Annotated in this window: 14 protein-coding genes; 4 read left to right on the forward strand and 10 right to left on the reverse strand. The window is 74.1% G+C overall.

Annotation, left to right across the window (positions count from 1 at the left end):
• Positions 1-7: 7 nt before the first annotated feature.
• Positions 8-586, forward strand: a complete 579-nt coding sequence (locus ACYVOF_RS01145; protein WP_460863519.1) for a peroxidase-related enzyme — start codon at positions 8-10, stop codon at positions 584-586.
• 437 nt (positions 587-1,023) lie between these two features.
• On the opposite strand, the gene ACYVOF_RS01150 is transcribed toward ACYVOF_RS01145, so the two are convergent.
• On the reverse strand, positions 1,024-2,811 hold the full coding sequence (locus ACYVOF_RS01150; protein WP_460863520.1) for a M28 family peptidase: 1,788 nt from the start codon (positions 2,809-2,811) through the stop codon (positions 1,024-1,026).
• A 187-nt stretch (positions 2,812-2,998) separates the two neighbouring features.
• Entirely contained in the window at positions 2,999-4,153 is a 1,155-nt protein-coding gene (locus ACYVOF_RS01155; protein ID WP_460863522.1) for a hypothetical protein, read from the reverse strand.
• Positions 4,154-4,457: 304 nt separating this feature from the next.
• Between ACYVOF_RS01155 and ACYVOF_RS01160 the strand changes: the two genes are divergently transcribed.
• Positions 4,458-6,266, forward strand: a complete 1,809-nt coding sequence (locus tag ACYVOF_RS01160) for an acyl-CoA dehydrogenase (protein WP_460863523.1) — start codon at positions 4,458-4,460, stop codon at positions 6,264-6,266.
• Between the two features lie 14 nt (positions 6,267-6,280).
• Here ACYVOF_RS01160 and ACYVOF_RS01165 read toward each other — a convergent pair whose 3' ends face one another.
• Together ACYVOF_RS01165 and ACYVOF_RS01170 are read right to left on the reverse strand one after the other, a co-directional pair.
• Entirely contained in the window at positions 6,281-7,498 is a 1,218-nt protein-coding gene (locus tag ACYVOF_RS01165; protein ID WP_460863525.1) for an MFS transporter, read from the reverse strand.
• Between the two features lie 24 nt (positions 7,499-7,522).
• The gene (locus ACYVOF_RS01170; RefSeq protein WP_460863527.1) at positions 7,523-8,419 is read right to left on the reverse strand and encodes an SGNH/GDSL hydrolase family protein; all 897 of its coding nucleotides are present in this window, start codon (positions 8,417-8,419) and stop codon (positions 7,523-7,525) included.
• A gap of 132 nt (positions 8,420-8,551) precedes the next feature.
• Between ACYVOF_RS01170 and ACYVOF_RS01175 the strand changes: the two genes are divergently transcribed.
• Positions 8,552-9,976: an AAA-type ATPase lid domain-containing protein gene (locus tag ACYVOF_RS01175; protein ID WP_460863528.1), complete on the forward strand. Its 1,425-nt coding sequence runs from the start codon at positions 8,552-8,554 to the stop codon at positions 9,974-9,976.
• Positions 9,977-10,026: 50 nt separating this feature from the next.
• Here the strand turns inward: ACYVOF_RS01175 and ACYVOF_RS01180 are convergent, their stop codons facing one another.
• The 6 genes from ACYVOF_RS01180 to ACYVOF_RS01205 all read right to left on the reverse strand — a co-directional run bounded on the left by ACYVOF_RS01180 (position 10,027) and on the right by ACYVOF_RS01205 (position 15,116).
• On the reverse strand, positions 10,027-11,052 hold the full coding sequence (locus tag ACYVOF_RS01180) for an NAD(P)-dependent alcohol dehydrogenase (protein ID WP_460863530.1): 1,026 nt from the start codon (positions 11,050-11,052) through the stop codon (positions 10,027-10,029).
• Complete coding sequence (locus ACYVOF_RS01185; RefSeq protein WP_460863531.1) at positions 11,049-11,819, reverse strand: iron-sulfur cluster assembly protein; 771 nt, start codon at positions 11,817-11,819, stop codon at positions 11,049-11,051. Before ACYVOF_RS01185 ends, ACYVOF_RS01180 begins: the two co-directional genes overlap by 4 nt.
• Complete coding sequence (locus tag ACYVOF_RS01190) at positions 11,819-12,856, reverse strand: amidohydrolase family protein (protein ID WP_460863533.1); 1,038 nt, start codon at positions 12,854-12,856, stop codon at positions 11,819-11,821. Before ACYVOF_RS01190 ends, ACYVOF_RS01185 begins: the two co-directional genes overlap by 1 nt.
• Before the next feature lie 127 nt (positions 12,857-12,983).
• Positions 12,984-13,232: a zinc ribbon domain-containing protein gene (locus tag ACYVOF_RS01195; protein WP_460863534.1), complete on the reverse strand. Its 249-nt coding sequence runs from the start codon at positions 13,230-13,232 to the stop codon at positions 12,984-12,986.
• A gap of 11 nt (positions 13,233-13,243) precedes the next feature.
• Positions 13,244-14,596 (reverse strand): DNA polymerase IV, encoded by a 1,353-nt coding sequence (locus ACYVOF_RS01200; protein ID WP_460863657.1) that lies wholly within the window; start codon positions 14,594-14,596, stop codon positions 13,244-13,246.
• Position 14,597: 1 nt separating this feature from the next.
• Positions 14,598-15,116, reverse strand: a complete 519-nt coding sequence (locus tag ACYVOF_RS01205) for an OsmC family protein (protein ID WP_460863535.1) — start codon at positions 15,114-15,116, stop codon at positions 14,598-14,600.
• A 105-nt stretch (positions 15,117-15,221) separates the two neighbouring features.
• On the opposite strand from ACYVOF_RS01205, the gene ACYVOF_RS01210 reads away from it, so the two are divergent.
• Positions 15,222-16,142 carry a cytochrome c oxidase assembly protein gene (locus ACYVOF_RS01210; protein WP_460863537.1) on the forward strand — a complete coding sequence of 307 codons (921 nt, stop codon included), beginning with the start codon at positions 15,222-15,224 and terminating at the stop codon, positions 16,140-16,142.
• Positions 16,143-16,148: the final 6 nt, after the last annotated feature.

A 16,148-nucleotide genomic window follows, 5' to 3' on the forward strand; every position in this document is an offset into this window, starting at 1 on the left:
GCACCCGGTGAGCGCGCCGATCAGCCGGTTCCCGCTGGCCGGCCTCGACGGGCTCGACGCGGCGCTGCGGGCCCGGGTGGACGCGATCGCCGAGAAGTCCGGCTTCGTGCCCAACGTGTTCCTCGCCCTGACCCACCGGCCCGACGAGCTGCGGGCGTTCCTCGACCAGCACGACGCGCTCATGGACAAGGGCCCGGGCGAGGACGGCACGGGACTGACCAAGGCGGAGCGCGAGCTCGTCGTCGTCGCGACCTCGGGGGCCAACCACTGCACCTACTGCGTGGTGGCGCACGGGGCGATCCTGCGGGTGCGGGACAAGGACCCCCGGGCCGACCGGGTGGCGATCGACCCGTGGACCGCCGAGCTGAGCCCGCGGCGACGGGCCGTCGTCGACCTGGCGCTGGCCCTGACCCGGGAGCCGGAGCGGTTCGCGCAGTCCCACGTCGACGCCGCGGCCGCGGCTGGGCTCACGCAGGACGAGATCTGGGACGTCGGGGCGATCACCGCGTTCTTCGCGATGAGCAACCGGCTCGCGCACCTCGCAGCCATGCGACCCAACGACGAGTTCGACACCCTCGGCCGCTAGGGCCCCCTGCGTCTCGCCCACGTCCCGCTGCCCACCGGGCTGCCGGGCCGCGTTTCGCCCACACCCCGCGCTCCAGCGGGCTCGCGGGCCGCGCTTCGCCCACGTCGCGCGGCCTGGCGACGGCGCGAGGCCCGCGGACCGGTCGTGGTGACCGGCCCGCGGGCTCACGGCGCACGGCGTGGCGCGGGTCCGGGGTGCGCTCCCTCCCAGGGCGCCCCCGTCCGGCCGACCTCCCTCCCTCTCGGGCCCGGTGACCCCGGCCCCACCCCTCGTCGGGGTCGGGGGTCACCGTCGCCGTTCTCGCCGTGCCCCCATGAGACGTCGGCGGGGCCCACGGGCAGCTGGGGGTCGCTACCCGTCCCGGCTGAGTAGTTCCCCGTGCCCGGGCGCACCGAGCCCCCGGCCGCAGGGGCGACCGGGGGCTCGGGCGGGCGGGCCTACCGGGTGATCGCGGGGACCACCGACAGGTTGTTCAGCAGGGCGGTGTCGCGCTGGGCGGGGGCCGGGGCGACGAACGCGCCGGCGAGCCCGAACGCCAGGCCCGGCGCCGCGGTGGCGCTCAGGGTGACCACCGTGCTCGCCCCGGGGGCCAGCACCGGCACCGGGAACCGCACGGCGCCGCCGGGACCGGCCGTGCCCGTGCCCGGGTCGGCCACGGCGTAGCCGGGCGTCAGCACCGTCACCGTGGTCGCACCGGACGTGCTGGGGCCGTTGTTCGTCACCGTCACCTCGACCGGGATCTCGGTGCCCGGCGCGGAGAACAGCGGCGCGGTGACCGCCGCGGCCAGGTCGGCCGGGCCGTCCACGGGGCCCTCGCCGTTGACGGCGGCCGTGCTCGCCGCGAGCTCGCCGACGGTGTTGGCCAGCGCGTCGGCGTTGCGCTCCAGGGCCACCCGATTCACGCCGGAGAGGGTGTCGCAACCCTGGTGGTAGCAGGGGTCGAAGGCCACCCCGGCCTCACCGCCCCACTTCACCGCCTGCGCCTCGGTCTTGAGGTCCTCGGCCCCGGTGAACAGCCCGCCGGCGGGGATGCCCGCCTCGATGAAGGGGCCGTAGTCGGAGCGGCCGTCGAAGTCGGTGCCCTCGGTCTGGATGCCGACGCCCGCGAGGTAGTCCACGAAGGACGACTCGATCGCGGCGGAGCCGTCGGGGCCGGGACCCTCGCCCTCGCCGTCGGAGTCGTCGCCGTCGTAGACGAAGTAGCCGGCGTTGTCCGAGCCGATCATGTCGAAGTTGAGGTAGGCGGCGATGTCCGCGACGCCCTGCTCGTCGAGCCCGGCGACGTAGTCCGCGGCACCGAGCAGGCCCAGCTCCTCGGCGCTCCACCACGCGAAGCGCACCGCGTTCTCGGTGTCGGGTGCGGAGCCGAGCTGCAGCGCCGTCTCGAGCAGGCCGGCGGTGCCGCTGCCGTTGTCGTTGATGCCCGGGCCCTCGGGCACGGAGTCGAGGTGGGCGCCGGCCATGACGACGTTGTCGGTGCGGCCGGTGCTGGTCTGGGCGACGACGTTGCGGGTGCTGACCGTGGTGCGGGTGATCTGGAGGTCGAGCGTGGCCCGGCCGCCGTCCAGCCCGCGCAGCACGGCGCCGTCGTCCTGGGACACCCCGACGGTCGGGATCTGGCCGATCGTGTCGCCGAGGGTGCCGTTGAGCGGGCCCGCCTCGTTGTTGGAGACGATCGCCGCGACGGCGCCCGCCCCGGCGGCGACGGCCTGCTTCTGCTGGAACGAGCAGGCGCCCCGTGCGATCAGCGTGATCGCGCCCGTCGCGGTGAGGCCGGTGTAGTCCGCGGCCTCGCAGCCGTCGCCGGGGACGACGACCAGCGGCCCGGTGGCCCCGCCCTCGGGTGAGCTGGGGCTGCTCGTCATGGGGACGATCTCGACGTCCTCGGCCCCGGCCAGGGTGAGCACGGCGCGCTCGACCGTCTCGGTCTGCACGTCGAAGGTGGGGGTGTCGACGGTGAAGCCGGCGTCGCGGAGCGCTCCGGCGACGTACTCGACGCTCGCGTCGTAGCCGGGGGTGCCCACCGCGCGGGTGCCGTCGTTGTCGTCGGCGACGGCCTGCAGCGCCTCGAGGTGGCGGACGACCCCGTCGACGGTGACGTCGGTGACGAGCTGCTCGGCGAGCGAGCCGGGTTCGGGGGCGGCCGCGGCCGCCGGCGCGAGACCGGTGCCGAGGGCGGTGCAGGCGGCGACGGCGAGGCCCGCCGTTCTCAGGGACGTGCGCACAGGTGGTGCTCCTGTCGTGGACGGGACGAGGGCGGGTCTCGCTGCTCGTTCGTTGCCGGATCGAAGTGCGTCGATGCTGGCGGATGATCACAACCAGGTCAAGGTCTGGCAAATGATTGGACCAGGTCAGGACAAGACCGAGCCCCCGTCCGCGAGGTCGCGGACGGGGGCTCGGGTCGAGCGGGGCCTAACGGGTGATGAGCGGGACGACCGAGAGGTTGTTGAAGATGTTCGGGTCCGGCTGGCCCGGGGCCGGCAGCACGATCGCGCCGGCGAGGCCGAAGCGGAACCCGGTGACGGCCTCCGTGGTGAGGCTGAAGGTCGCGCTCGCACCGGGCGCCAGGTAGGGCACGCCGTAGGTGACCGAGCCGTTGTCGTTCAGCGTCCCGGTCCCCGGGTCCGCGATGGCGTAGCCGGGGGCGAGGGCGGTGGCCGTGGTGGGGCCGGACGGGTTGGCACCGTTGTTGGTGATCACGACCTGCACGTCGGTCGGGCTGCCCGACGCGGCGGGGCCCGCGGTGACCTTGACCGTCAGGTCGGCCGGACCGGCGGCCGGGGGCTGCGCGACCTCGAAGTTGTAGGTCGTGTCGTTGACGGTGAGCCCGTCGACGAGGCCCGACAGTCCGAGATTGCCGCTGCCGACGTTCACCCCGACCTGCAGGACGACCGCGTTCGGGATAGCGGCCTTGACCTCGTCGAAGGTCGCGGTGTACGTGCCGAAGCCGTACTTGTTGTCCGAGCCGGTCGACGTCACCGAGTCGCTGGCCCACCAACCGCCCTTGCCCTCGGTGCCCTCGGACGGCGTCCACTTCTGCCACTGGTCGAGCACGACGGGGTTGGCCGGTGCTGTCGTGTAGTACGGCTCCCACACGAGCGTGGTGTACGTGTCGTCCGCCTTCATCGGGTTGACGGCGATGTTGAGAGCCGGCGCCTGGAACTCCGTCGCGGCGAACGTGTCGAGGTAGGTCTGGTACTCGAGGTCGGTGATGTCCGACAGCTGGCGACCCGCGAACTGCTGGGAGAACGCCGCCGACTTGCCGCCACCCGTTGCCTGGAGCGCCAGAGACTCGTCACCGAGAATGGCGTTGGCGTCGGGGACCGACCCGGTCGTCGCCCCGCCGCTCGCGATCGAGCAGAAGCCCGACGGGCTGACGGCGTCGCACGAGTTGGCGAGCTGCTCGTTCGAGACCGTCGTCGTGCCGGGCACGAAGGTGCTGGCCGAGGCGGATCCCGAGCCGAGGACGAGGCCCGCGACGGAGACGGCGGCGACGGCGGTCGCGCCGGCAGCGGCCCGCAGCCGCGAGGTCCCGGACGTCGTCGTCCGGAAGTCGGAAGTACGCAAGATCCACCCCTTGTGTGGTCGAGGAACGCCGGACCCCCTGTCCGGCGCACGCAGGGTGGCACGCGACACCGACAGAACCAACCCCACCTCGCGCCGGATCGTCGCAGGTCAGGGGCAGTTCCAAGATCACCAGCACGCAGTGTCACCGGAGCACGGCCGCCCGGGCACGGGCCGCACGACTCGGTCGCGCGACCGTGTTCACGCAAAGTAGTTCCCAAGAAATGGTCCAGTCGGGCCGCGCGGCCGGTCGGGGAACCGCGGCAGCGCTACCGTCGCGGGGACGTCCGACGAAAGGGGGCTGGCCATGGCGGCCGGCACGCGCAGCTCGCTCATCCTGTCCCGGCGCGACCTGGACTTCCTGCTCCACGAGTGGCTCGACGTCTCCTCGTTGACGAGCCGCCCCCGCTTCGCGGAGCACTCCCGCGAGACCTTCGACGCGGTGCTCGACCTCGGCGAGGAGATCGCGACCGAGCACTTCGCCCCGCACAGCGCCCTGGCCGACGCCCACGAGCCGGTGATGCACCACGACGGCACCGTCGAGATCATCCCGGAGGTCCGCGCGGCGCTCGACGTGTTCGCCAAGGCCGGGCTGCTCGCCGGCCAGCTCGACGAGGAGCTCGGCGGGCTGCAGCTGCCCAGCGTCGTCGGCAAGGCCGTGCTCAGCTGGTTCCAGGCGGCCAACGTCGGGACGTCGGCCTACCCGTTCCTCACCATGGCCAACGCCAACCTCCTCGTCGCCCACGGCACCCCGGAGCAGGTGGACACCTGGGTGCGGCCGATGACGGAGGGCCGCTTCTTCGGCACCATGTGCCTGTCCGAGCCGCAGGCGGGCTCGTCGCTGGCCGACATCACCACCCGGGCCGAGCCGCAGGACGACGGCACCTACCGCCTCACCGGCAACAAGATGTGGATCTCCGGCGGCGACCACCAGCTCAGCGAGAACATCGTCCACCTGGTGCTGGCCAAGATCCCCGGCGGACCCCCTGGGGTGAAGGGGATCTCGCTGTTCATCGTCCCCAAGGTGCTGCTGGCCGAGGACGGCACGCTCGGCGAGCGCAACGACGTGGTGCTGGCCGGGCTGAACCACAAGATGGGCTACCGCGGCACGACGAACACCCTGCTGAACTTCGGCGAGGGCAAGCACACCCCCGGGGGCCGCGCGGGCGCGGTGGGCTACCTGCTCGGCGAGCAGCACCACGGCCTGGCCTACATGTTCCACATGATGAACGAGGCCCGCGTCGGCGTCGGTCTCGGCGCGACCGCGCTCGGGTACACCGGGTACCTGCACGCGCTGGAGTACGCCCGCACGCGCACCCAGGGCCGCCCGGCGGGGGAGAAGGACCCCAGCACCCCGCAGGTGCCGCTCACCGCGCACCCGGACGTGCGCCGCATGCTGCTGGCCTCCAAGTCCTACGTGGAGGGTGGGCTCGCGCTGGGGCTCTACTGCTCCCGGCTCGTCGACGAGGCCGAGACGGCGGAGACCGAGGACGCGCGGGCGCGGGCGGCGCTGCTGCTCGACGTGCTCACCCCCGTCGCCAAGAGCTGGCCCTCGCAGTGGTGCCTGCTGGCCAACGACCACGCCATCCAGGTCCACGGCGGCTACGGCTACACCCGCGACTACCCCGTCGAGCAGATGTACCGCGACAACCGGCTCAACCCCATCCACGAGGGCACGTTCGGCATCCAGGCCGCGGACCTGCTGGGCCGCAAGATGACGATGGCCGGCGGGGCCGGGCTGCAGGCGCTGCTCGCGACCGTCCAGTCCACCGTGGACCGGACCGCCGGGACCGACCTGGCCGACCTCGGTGCGCAGCTGCAGGCCGTCGGTGAGCGGATCGCGGCCACGACGGCCCGGCTCCACGGCACGGGGGACCCGGCGCTGGCGATGGCCGACGCCGCGGTCTACCTCGAGGTCGTCGGGCACACCGTGGTGGCGTGGCTGTGGCTGGAGCAGCTGCTGGCCGCGGCCGGGAAGGACGGCGACTTCTACGACGGCAAGCGCGCCGCCGGTCGGTACTTCTTCCGCTGGGAGCTGCCGCGCACCGGGCCGCAGCTCGACCTGCTCGACTCGCTGGACACCACGCTGCTCGACGTCGACCCCGCCTGGCTCTAGGCGCGGGGCCCCGGTCAGGGGGCGGTGACGGGGGCGCGGTGCGGGTGCTGCACGTGCGCCACCCGCCCCGCGCCGTGCCCGGCCCACAGCATGGGTGCGACGAGGGCCAGCAGGATCAGCACGGGCACGGTCCAGCCCCCCGTCGCGTCGTGCACCGCACCCAGCACCACCGGTCCGGCGGAGGCGATGACGTACCCGCCGAGCTGGGCCACGCTGGAGAGCACGGCGGCGACGGCCGGGTCGGGGCTGCGCAGCACCACCAGGGTCAGCCCGAGGGCGAACCCCGCGCCCTGCGCCGCGCCGAACACGGCCGCCCACGCGAGGGCGCCGGCGGCGGGGGCGACGACGAGCCCGACGAGGCTGACGACGTAGGCGACGCCGACGATCGCGACCAGCGGCCGCTGGGTGGCGAACCGCCCGGCCAGCGAGGGGACGACCACGGCGCCGACCGCCCCGAGCACGTTGGACACGGCCAGCAGCGTCCCCGCCCGGCCGGGGTCGACGCCGTCGGACTGCAGCAGCGTCGGGAACCAGGCGGCGAACGAGTAGAACTCCACCGACTGCAGCCCGAGGAACAGCACCACCCGGCGGGCGAGCGGGTCGCGCAGCAGCGCCAGCTGGCCCAGGTCGCGGTCGGCGGCCAGGTCGGCCGCGGACACGCCCCGCTCGCGCTCCTCGCGGCGGGCGCGGGCCGAGCGGACCAGCGGCGCCCAGGCCAGCAGGCCGACCCCGGCCAGCAGCGCCCACGACGCGAGCGCGGTCCGCCAGCCCAGGCCCAGGGCCAGCATGAGCGGCACCGTCAGCCCGGCGGACAGCCCGGCGCCGACGTTGAGCGCCGAGGAGTAGACCCCGGTGATGGGGCCGGGGGAGGGCGCGTCGCGCTTGATGAGCGCGGGGATGAGCACGTTGCACACCGCGATCCCCGCCCCGGCCAGCGCGGTGCCGACGAAGAGCAGCAGGACCGGGGTGGCCAGCCGCAGCAGGAGCGCACCGGCGATGACGACCAGTCCGAGCGCGACGGCGACCTCGAGGCCGACGCGGCGGGCCAGCACCGGCCCGAGCGGGGAGAACAGGCCCAGGCACAGCACGCCGAGGGTGGCGAGCAGTCCGGCCAGCGTGGCGGAGAGGCCCGTGTCGGCGCGGATGGTCTCCAGCACCGGACCCAGCGCCACGATCGCCGGCCGCAGGTTCAGCGCGACCAGGACGACCGCGAGCACCCGCCAGCGCGACACCGCGCTACCCGCGTCCGGGCGCGGTCACGCCCCCGCGCGCTGGAACGCGTCGGCCATGAGCACGTAGCCGCTGTCCGTCGCGTGGATGTTCTGCTGGCGGCACATGTAGGTCTGCTCGCACAGCGTGGCGACGTTGAGCGGGACGGCCGCGTCGGGCGAGTACGGCGAGGCCACGAACGGGACGTAGGCGTAGCTCTTGAAGGCGCCCGCCACGTCGGCGGTCGCTGCCCCGTACGCGCTGTAGCTGCTGGTGAGGATCTGGTTCAGCACCACCTGCAGCACCGACGAGCCGAGGGCGAGGAACTTGTCCGTCGAGCCGCTGCCCAGCCAGTAGACGAGGAACGGGTTGTAGTACGTCGACCCGGTGATGTGGACGGCCGGGTCCGCGGCGCGCAGCTGGGCGAGGATCTTCGGCAGGTTCTGGCTGATGGCGACCAGGCCCTGGCCGACGCAGGCGAAGTCGATGCCGGCCGAGGTGGCGCAGCTCTGCACGTCGTTGGCGCCGATGTCGAGCGTCAGGTGCGTCACCTGGCCCTTGTGGTCCGTGAGGAACTGCACGGCCTTCGCGACCTGGGTGCCGGCGTACTGCGGGCCGCCGGGCTGGTTCGCGCAGTAGGGCCCACCGTTGAGCATCGAGGTCGTGGTCTCCCCGGAGCAGCCGTCCTTCTCCAGCACCAGGCCGGGCTCGGCAGGCAGCAGGCGCTGGTAGAGGACGTCGGCGTAGCCGTTGTCGGTGTTCACCCCGGGCGACCCGACCTCGGTCCCGGTGGGCTGGTAGCCCTGGGACAGCGAGTCACCCAGCGACAGGTAGTACGTCGACGGCGCGGGCGCGCCGGTGGTCTGGGCCTGGGCGACGGAGGCCCCGGCCGTGAGAAGGCCGAGCGACACCACGAGTGCGCCGAGGGCGCGTCCGATCCTCATGCCAGGCTCCCTTGCCCCTACCCACCCCCGGCGGCGCGGGCGGCCGACCGGTCGAGCTCAGGCGGAAGGTACACCCGACACCTCGTGACCGCCGTCACCGGCGCGTAACCTGGGTCACACAAGGGGGTGGGCATGGGACGACCCGGCAGCGGGCTGGTGCCGAGCGGGCGCCTCGCCGCGTCCTGGCAGCGCAGCGAGGCCTACGGCGTCACCCGCGAGGTCGTCGAGCCGGTGTTCGCCGGCACCGACCCGGACGAGTCGCTGTTCCTCGACTGCGGCCGCGAGGTCATCACCGACCTGCACCGCACCCTGCTCGACGAGCCCGTCAGTCTCGTCCTCACCGACGCCGACGGCCTGGTCCTGGAGCGGCGCAGCGGCGACACCTCCCTGCTGCGCGCCCTCGACGCGGTGCACCTGGCCCCCGGCTTCGCCTTCTCCGAGCGCGAGGCGGGCACCAACGGCCTCGGCCTGGCCCTGGCCGACCGGGCCCCGGCCGTCGTCGCGGCCGCACAGCACTACAACACCAGCCTGTGCGTCTACACCTGCGCCGCGGTCCCGGTGCTCGACCCGATCACCGGCCGGCTCGAGGGTGCGGTGAACCTGACGACGTGGTCGCAGTCGTCGTCCGGGCTGCTGCTCGCCCTGGCCCAGTCGGCGGCCAGCAGCACCGCCGCGCTGATGCTGGCGCGCTCCCGCGGGCGCACCGCCCGGCCGACCCCGCGCGGCGAGGTGTTCCGCGTGATGGGCGCCGGACTGGAGCCGGGCACGGGCTCGCTGGTGGGCCTCTCCGCGGCGTGGACCGACGCCCGCCGCCGCGTCGAGGACGCCCTGGACCACGGCCGGGTGGTCCTCGCGGTGGGGGAGCGCGGGTCGGGCCGGGCCTGCCTGCTCGCCCAGGCGCAGCGCCGCGCCGCCCCGCACGACCGGATCCTCAGCGCGCGCCCGCCCGCCGAGCACGACACCGAGGCGTGGCTCGACCTGTGGCGCCCCGAGCTCGACGCGCCGCACACCGCGGTGGTGGTGCGCGACGCCGACGCGCTGTCCGCGTCGGTGGCCGAGCGGCTGCGGGCCGTCGTGGAGACCCGCGGGACGGCGGTGACGCTGGCCCTGACGGCGCAGCGCTTCGCCGACGTGCCCGCCCGGCTCGCCGCCCTGGTCGAGACGGTGGTGGAAGTGCCCGCCCTGCGGGAGCGCCCCGAGGACGTGCTGCCGCTGGCCACGCACCTCGTCGCGCAGGCGCGGGGCCGGGAGGTGCCGCTGACGGCCGCGGCCGCCCGGGCGCTCACCGCGTACCCCTGGCCCGGCAACGTCACCCAGCTGCGCCACGTCGTCACCGAGGCCGCCGCGCACGCCGACGTGGTGGACGTGGCCTTGCTGCCCGCCGAGGTGGTGCACGGCCCGCGGCGCGGCCTGTCGCGCATCGAGCACGTGGAGCGAGACGAGATCGCCCGGGTCCTCGCGACCCCGGGGCAGACGATGGCCGGGGCCGCCCGCCAGCTGGGGATCAGCCGGGCGACCCTGTACCGCAAGGTGGCCCACTACCGCCTGGCCCACTGAGGGGCCGGGCGGCAGCGGGCCACCGTGCGTGCCGTGCTGCGGTGCGGGGGTCAGGGCGTGAGGATCGCCCGGCCGCGGACGCGGCCCCCGTCGAGGTCGTCGATCGCCGACTGGAAGTCGTCGAGCGCGTACTTCTGGGTGTGCAGCGTGACCTTCTGCTGCGCCGCCAGCGCCATGAGCTCGACGAGGTCGTTGTAGGAGCCGACCAGGTTGCCGACGATGTTGATCTCGGTGGAGATGAGGTCGATCGTCGGCACGTCGATGTTCTCGCCGTAGCCGACGATGAGGTAGTCCCCGCCCTGCCGGGTCATGGCGATGCCCTGCGCGGTGGAGCCGCCCTCGCCGACGAAGTCGATGACGACCTCGGCGCCCTTGCCGTCGGTCAGCTCCATGACCTGGTCGACCTGGCTGCCGTCGGCGACGACCGCGTGGTCGGCCCCCATGGTCAGCGCCAGCTTGACCGCGTCGGCGTTGCGGTCGACGACGACCAGCTCGGCGGCCGAGATGGCGTGCATGACCTGGATCCCGATGTGCCCCAGTCCGCCCGCCCCGATGATGACGCAGCGGTCGCCGGCCCGGAGCCGGGCCGCCGCCTTCGCCGCCGCGTGGTACGCGGTCAGCCCGGCGTCGGCCAGCGCGGCCACGTCGGCCGGCTCGAGGGAGTCGTCGATCTTGACGCAGCTGCGCGCCGTCGTCCTGAGGTACTCGGCGTACCCGCCGTCGCTGTCGATGCCGGGGAAGTCCGAGCTCTCGCAGTGCACGTCGTCACCCGCCCGGCAGGCGCGGCACAGCCCGCAGGTGGCCAGCGGGTGAAGGATCACCTTGTCGCCGACGGCCACGTTGGTGACGGCGTCGCCGACGGCGTGCACCCAGCCTGCGTTCTCGTGCCCGATCGTGTACGGCAGCTCGACCTGGGACTTCTCCGCCCACTGCCCCTCGAGGATGTGCAGGTCGGTCCGGCACACCCCCGCCCCGCCGATCTTGACGACCACGTCGTGTTGGCCGGTGACCGTCGGCTCCGGGACGTCGGTCATCTCCAGCTTCTGGTGGTACCCGGTGACGCGGACCGCCTTCATGGCGCGACCTTCTCTCTCTCGACGATGAGGGGGAGCAGCGGACGCGACCCGTGCCGGGGGGCCTGGTCGTCCTCGCTGCCGGGGTAGCGGGTGGTGAGCAGGCCGCGGCAGAAGTGGGCGTTGCCGTCCACCGAGATCCGCACCGACCGGGCCTTGCGCAGCGTGATCGCCACGGCCTCGGGCTCGGGTCGGCTGCCGTCGGCCGCGACGAGCACCGGCGAGCCGGCCGTGACCGGCAGCCCGAGGTTCTGCCGGTGGCGCAGCAGGGCCTCGGTGGTGGGCTCGTCGGGCAGGTCGCCGAGGACGACCTCCCCCACCTCGGTCTCGCCGCGCGCCGGGTCGGCCCGCAGCCAGCCCGTCAGGCAGCGCTCCATGGCGGCGGTGTGCGCCTTGCGGTGGAAGGTGGCGCGCAGCTCGTCGAGCCCGACGTCGGCCTCGTGGCCGAACGTGCCGCGGTAGTCCTCGTCCGCGGCCAGGCCGCGGTTGATGAGGTCGGAGTCGTGGTGGTCGTCGAGCGCCACCGTCACCCGGCCGACCCCGGCGACGCCGCGCACGGCGTCGCGGGCGTCGGAGACCATGAGCCAGGCGAAGTTCGGGGCGCAGAACGACGTGGGCAGGCGCAGGTGCACCTCGACGTCGGCCCCGTCCACGGTGACCGAGCGGACGAAGCCCAGGTCGGTCACGGGCTCGTCGAGCTCCGGGTCGACCACGGCGTCCAGGGCGGCGCGGACCGCCTCCTCGGTGACCGCGCTCAGCGTCGCCGTCATCAGGCCATCGCCGCCTCGGGCTCGCGCGGGCCGGTGGCCGTCTCGGCGGCGTCGGCCACCTGCAGGTGGGCGGGCACCGGGATGTCGTAGAGCTTGGCGGCGTTGAGCCCCAGCACCTTGCGCTTCTGGTCGGTGGTGATGGGCGCGTACTCGGTGAGCTCGGCGGGGATCTGGAAGTCGACGAACTGCTCGACCAGCCACTTGGGGGTCCAGATGGCGTAGTCGGAGGAGAACATGATGCGGTCCTCGCCGATCCAGTAGAGGAGCTCGCCCATGATCTGGCCGAAGTACTTGGGCCGGGTGTGCATGAACGGCATGGCCACCGCGAGGCCGCCGTAGACGTTGGGCTCCTGCGTGGCGATCCAGCAGAAGTCCTCGAGCCGGGGCAGGCCGACGTGCTCGACGACGAAGTTCAGGTCGGTGAAGTCGCTCGCCACGTGGTCGATGTCGGCCACGTCGAACGCGTCGCGGTCCAGCGGGCGGATCGTGGGGCCCTTGTGGACGTGGATGTTCTTGATGCCCAGCTCGCGGCACAGCTCGAAGTACCGGTAGGCCCAGGGGTCGTCGAGCTTCCAGCCGCGGGACTCCCCGTGCCACTCGGCGGTGTAGAGCTTGACGCCCTTGAGCCCGCCGAAGCGCTCGTGGTCCGCACGCAGCTGGTCGAGGCCCTGCTCGCCGTTGCGGGGGTCGAAGTTGTGGTTGTAGGTGAGCTTGTCGGGGTTGGCCTTGGCCAGCGCGTAGGCCTCCTCGGACTGGCCGAAGCCGGTCTCGTAGAACTCGTGGAGGTAGGCCGGCTGGAAGATGGCGTGGTCGACGTAGCCGTCGACGAAGAGGTCCTTCTTCAGCCGCTCGCCGCCCTGGTACAGGTAGTCCTCGTAGGACCACACCTCGGACTCGGGGCTGAGGTTGCGGTGGTAGTCGTAGAAGCAGTCGATGAACTGCTTGCCGTGGATGTTGCGCTGGTTCTCCGGTCGTGCGTCCCACAGCGCGATGTGGCTGTCCACGATGAAGTAGCTCTCGCCGTCCTTGCTGTACATCGGTCCTCCTCGGCCCCTGGCCTGCCCGGCGCTGCGTCGGTGCTGGCGCCCGGGCCGACGCTAGCTGTGGCGGCGGTCACGTCGAGGGGGCCGGGGTGTCTCACCTTGAGACACCCGGACCGGTGCCTCAGGCGGCCTGCGGGCGGTGCGCGGCGACCGCGCCCTCGGCCTCCGCCTTCGGCACTGCGTGCTGGAAGCCGCAGGTGAGGCAGGTGTCGACGTAGCTCGTCGACAGCGGGATGAGCGGCACGAAGAAGAGCGTGAACCACCGGCGGCGCTTCTCCAGGTGGTGCGCCGCGGTGCGGCCGCAGCGCCCGCAGCCCAGCACGAGGGACAGGACGACCGAGACGGTGGTGCGCCACCCGAAGAGGATCACGGCTGCCGACGCTACGGGGTGGGCTCGGCCGGCAGAGGGTCTTCCGGTGCCGCGGCCATCACCTCGGCGGGCGGCAGTCGGCGCTGCACCGCGCTGCGGCTGCGGGTGTGCTCGAAGCGGACGGTGACGACGGCGGGCGTCTCGTCGGGCTCGCTGCTGCGCACCACCCACCCCCGCCCGTGCACCGCGTGCTCGACGTCGGCGCCGGGGGCCAGCCGGGGCGCCGGGGGCTCGGCCGGCTCGTCGGTCGTGGTGGTGCCCGGGTCCGGCTCGGGCGCACCGTCGGGGAGCCGGCCGGGGAGCAGGCCGGGCAGCAGGAGCTGCTCCTCGTCGGAGAGCCCGCCGAGGGCCACGCCGAGCAGCCGCACCCCGGGTCGGGTGTCCTCCACGTCGAGCGCCACCCCGGCCGCCGTGACCACCGCGTCGAGCGCGGCGTCGGCCGCGCCCCGCAGCGCGGCGAGGTCGGTGGTGGCGCGGGGCAGCGAGACCGCGCGGGAGAGCGAGGCGAACTCCGCCGTCCGCAGCTTGACGGTCACGGTGCGGGCCGCGGACCCGGCGGCGACGAGGCGGCGGTGGGCCTGGGCGACGGTCTCCCGCAGGTGCGGGACGAGCCGGTCGGCGGTCTCGTCGTGGGGCAGCGTGTGCTCGGCGGAGATGGACTTCGCGACCCGGTCCGTCGTCACCGCGCGGGGGTCCTCGCCCACCGCCATGGCCGCGGCGGCCGCGCCGTTGGCCTGGCCGAGCACCCGGCCCAGGGTGTGCGCCCCGACGGCCCGCAGCTCGGCCACGGTGCCGATGCCGAGCTCGACGAGCTTGGCCGCGGCCACCGGGCCCACCCCGGGCAGCGCACCGACGGGCAGCGGGTCGAGGAAGGCGCGCTCGTCGGCGCGGTGGACCACCAGGGCGCCGCGGGGCTTGCTCGCCTCCGAGGCCAGCTTGGCCGTCAGCTTGCTGCGCCCGCCGCCGACGGAGACCCACAGCCCCGTCGCGGCGTGGACCGCCTCCCGCAGCGGGGCGACGACCTCGGCGGGGTCGCGGCGGCCCAGGTCCAGGTAGGCCTCGTCCACGCTGACCTGCTCGAGGCGCTCCGAGAAGTGTGCCGCCACCGCCATGATCGCCACCGAGTGGGCCCGGTAGGCGGGGAAGCGGGGGGCGAGGAACACCCCGTCGGGGCAGCGGCGCCGCGCGGTCTCGGTGGCCATGGCCGAGCCGACGCCGAACACGCGGGCCTCGTAGCTGGCGGTGGCCACGACCCCGCGCCCGCCCACCCCGCCGACCAGCACGGGCCGGCCCCGCAGGCTGGGCTTCTGGCGCTGCTCGACGCTGGCGAAGAACGCGTCGGCGTCGAGGTGGACGATCCCCAGGTCAGACCCCCGCGGTGGCGGTGTGGGAGACCGAGAGCTGCGGCGGGTTCGCCAGGGTCTGGTAGATGACGCAGTAGCGCTCGGTCAGCTCGACGAGCTTGTCCACCGTGGCGGGCTCGGCGTCGGTGTCGAGCTCGAAGCTCAGCCGCACGTCGCGCAGCCCGACGGGGGCCTCCTTGCTCACCCCGAGCGTGCCGCGGAAGTCGAGGTCGCCCTCGGCGCGGACGGTGCCGGAGCGGACGTCGACCTCCATCGAGGTGGCCACCGAGCGCAGCGTCACCCCGGCGCAGGCGACGAGCGCCTCGAGCAGCATGTCCCCGGAGCAGGCCTGGGTGCCGTCGCCGCCGGAGGCCGGGTGCAGGCCCGCCTCCACCAGCGCACGGCCGGTCTGCACGGAGCACGCGATGCCGGCGCCCTCGAGCGTGCCGGTGGCCTGCAGGGTGACGACGGCCGAGCCGGCGTCGTCGCGGTAGCGGTCCTTGAGCGGGGCCTGGGTGGCCCGCAGGGTGTCCCTGTCCACGGTGCTCTCCTCGCTGCGCGGGTGGGTGCGCGCTGGTGCTCGGTGTGTCGCACCCCATCCTGCTCCCTGCTGCCCACCTCACACCGCGCGAGGACCATCGGGGCCGTGCCTCCCCTGACCGGTGTCGCGCTGCTGACCTCCTGGACGCCGCAGCCCGCCGTCACCGTGCCCGCCGCGCTCCTGGCCGTCGCGTACCTCGTGGCCGTCCGGAAGACGGGTGCGGTCGACCGGCGCGCGGTGGTGTCGTTCCTGGCCGGGTGCGGGGTGCTCGCGCTGGTCGGGGCGTCGGTCCTCGGGGTGTACCAGGACACGCTGTTCTGGGTGCGGGCGCTGCAGAACGTGCTGCTGCTGCTCGTCGTCCCGCTGCTGCTGGCGCTGGGCCGGCCGGTGACGGTGGTGCTGGCCGCGGCACCACCGGTGGTCGCGGCACGGCTGCGGGCGGCGGGCCGCTCGGCGTGGGCGCGGCGGCTGACCTTCCCCGCGGTGGTGACCGTGCTGCTCGTCGGGCCGCTGCCGGTGCTGTACCTGACCGCGGCCTACCCGGCCACGCTGGACTCGCCGGTGGCCGACGCGGCGGCGCGCGTGCTGCTGGTCGGCTGCGGGTTCGTCTACTTCTGGACGCGGCTGCAGGTGGACCCGGTGCCGCGGCCGGGCTCGCACCTGGGGTCGTTCGCCATCAGCCTCGTCGAACAGGTCGTCGACGGGGTGCTCGGGCTGGTGGTGTGGCTGGGCCCGCTCATCGCGGCGGCGCACTACGCGGGCGTCGCCCGGGGCTGGGGCCCGGACCTGCGCACCGACCAGGTCATCGGGGCGGGCGTGCTGTGGATCGGCGGGGACGTGGCGGGGCTGCCGTTCCTGGGGGTGCTGTTCCTGCGCTGGGTGCACGACGACGAGCGCGCCGCGCGCCGCGCCGACCGGGAGCTCGACGAGGCCGTCCCCGCCCCGGCCGCAGCCGGGGAGGCTGCCGCGCCGGCGCTGTGGTGGGAGGCCGACCCCGAGATCGCGGCCCGCTTCCGCCGCCGCTGACGGCCC

Source organism: Rhodococcus aerolatus, from assembly GCF_054783215.1.

Excerpts from the sequence above, each read along its gene's own strand:
- ACYVOF_RS01175 (WP_460863528.1), top strand. The coding sequence starts at position 8,552 with ATGGGACGACCCGGCAGCGGGCTGGTGCCGAGCGGGCGCCTCGCCGCG.
- ACYVOF_RS01180 (WP_460863530.1), bottom strand. The coding sequence starts at position 11,052 with ATGAAGGCGGTCCGCGTCACCGGGTACCACCAGAAGCTGGAGATGACC.
- ACYVOF_RS01170 (WP_460863527.1), bottom strand. The coding sequence starts at position 8,419 with ATGAGGATCGGACGCGCCCTCGGCGCACTCGTGGTGTCGCTCGGCCTT.
- ACYVOF_RS01160 (WP_460863523.1), top strand. The coding sequence starts at position 4,458 with ATGGCGGCCGGCACGCGCAGCTCGCTCATCCTGTCCCGGCGCGACCTG.
- ACYVOF_RS01190 (WP_460863533.1), bottom strand. The coding sequence starts at position 12,856 with ATGTACAGCAAGGACGGCGAGAGCTACTTCATCGTGGACAGCCACATC.
- ACYVOF_RS01185 (WP_460863531.1), bottom strand. The coding sequence starts at position 11,819 with ATGACGGCGACGCTGAGCGCGGTCACCGAGGAGGCGGTCCGCGCCGCC.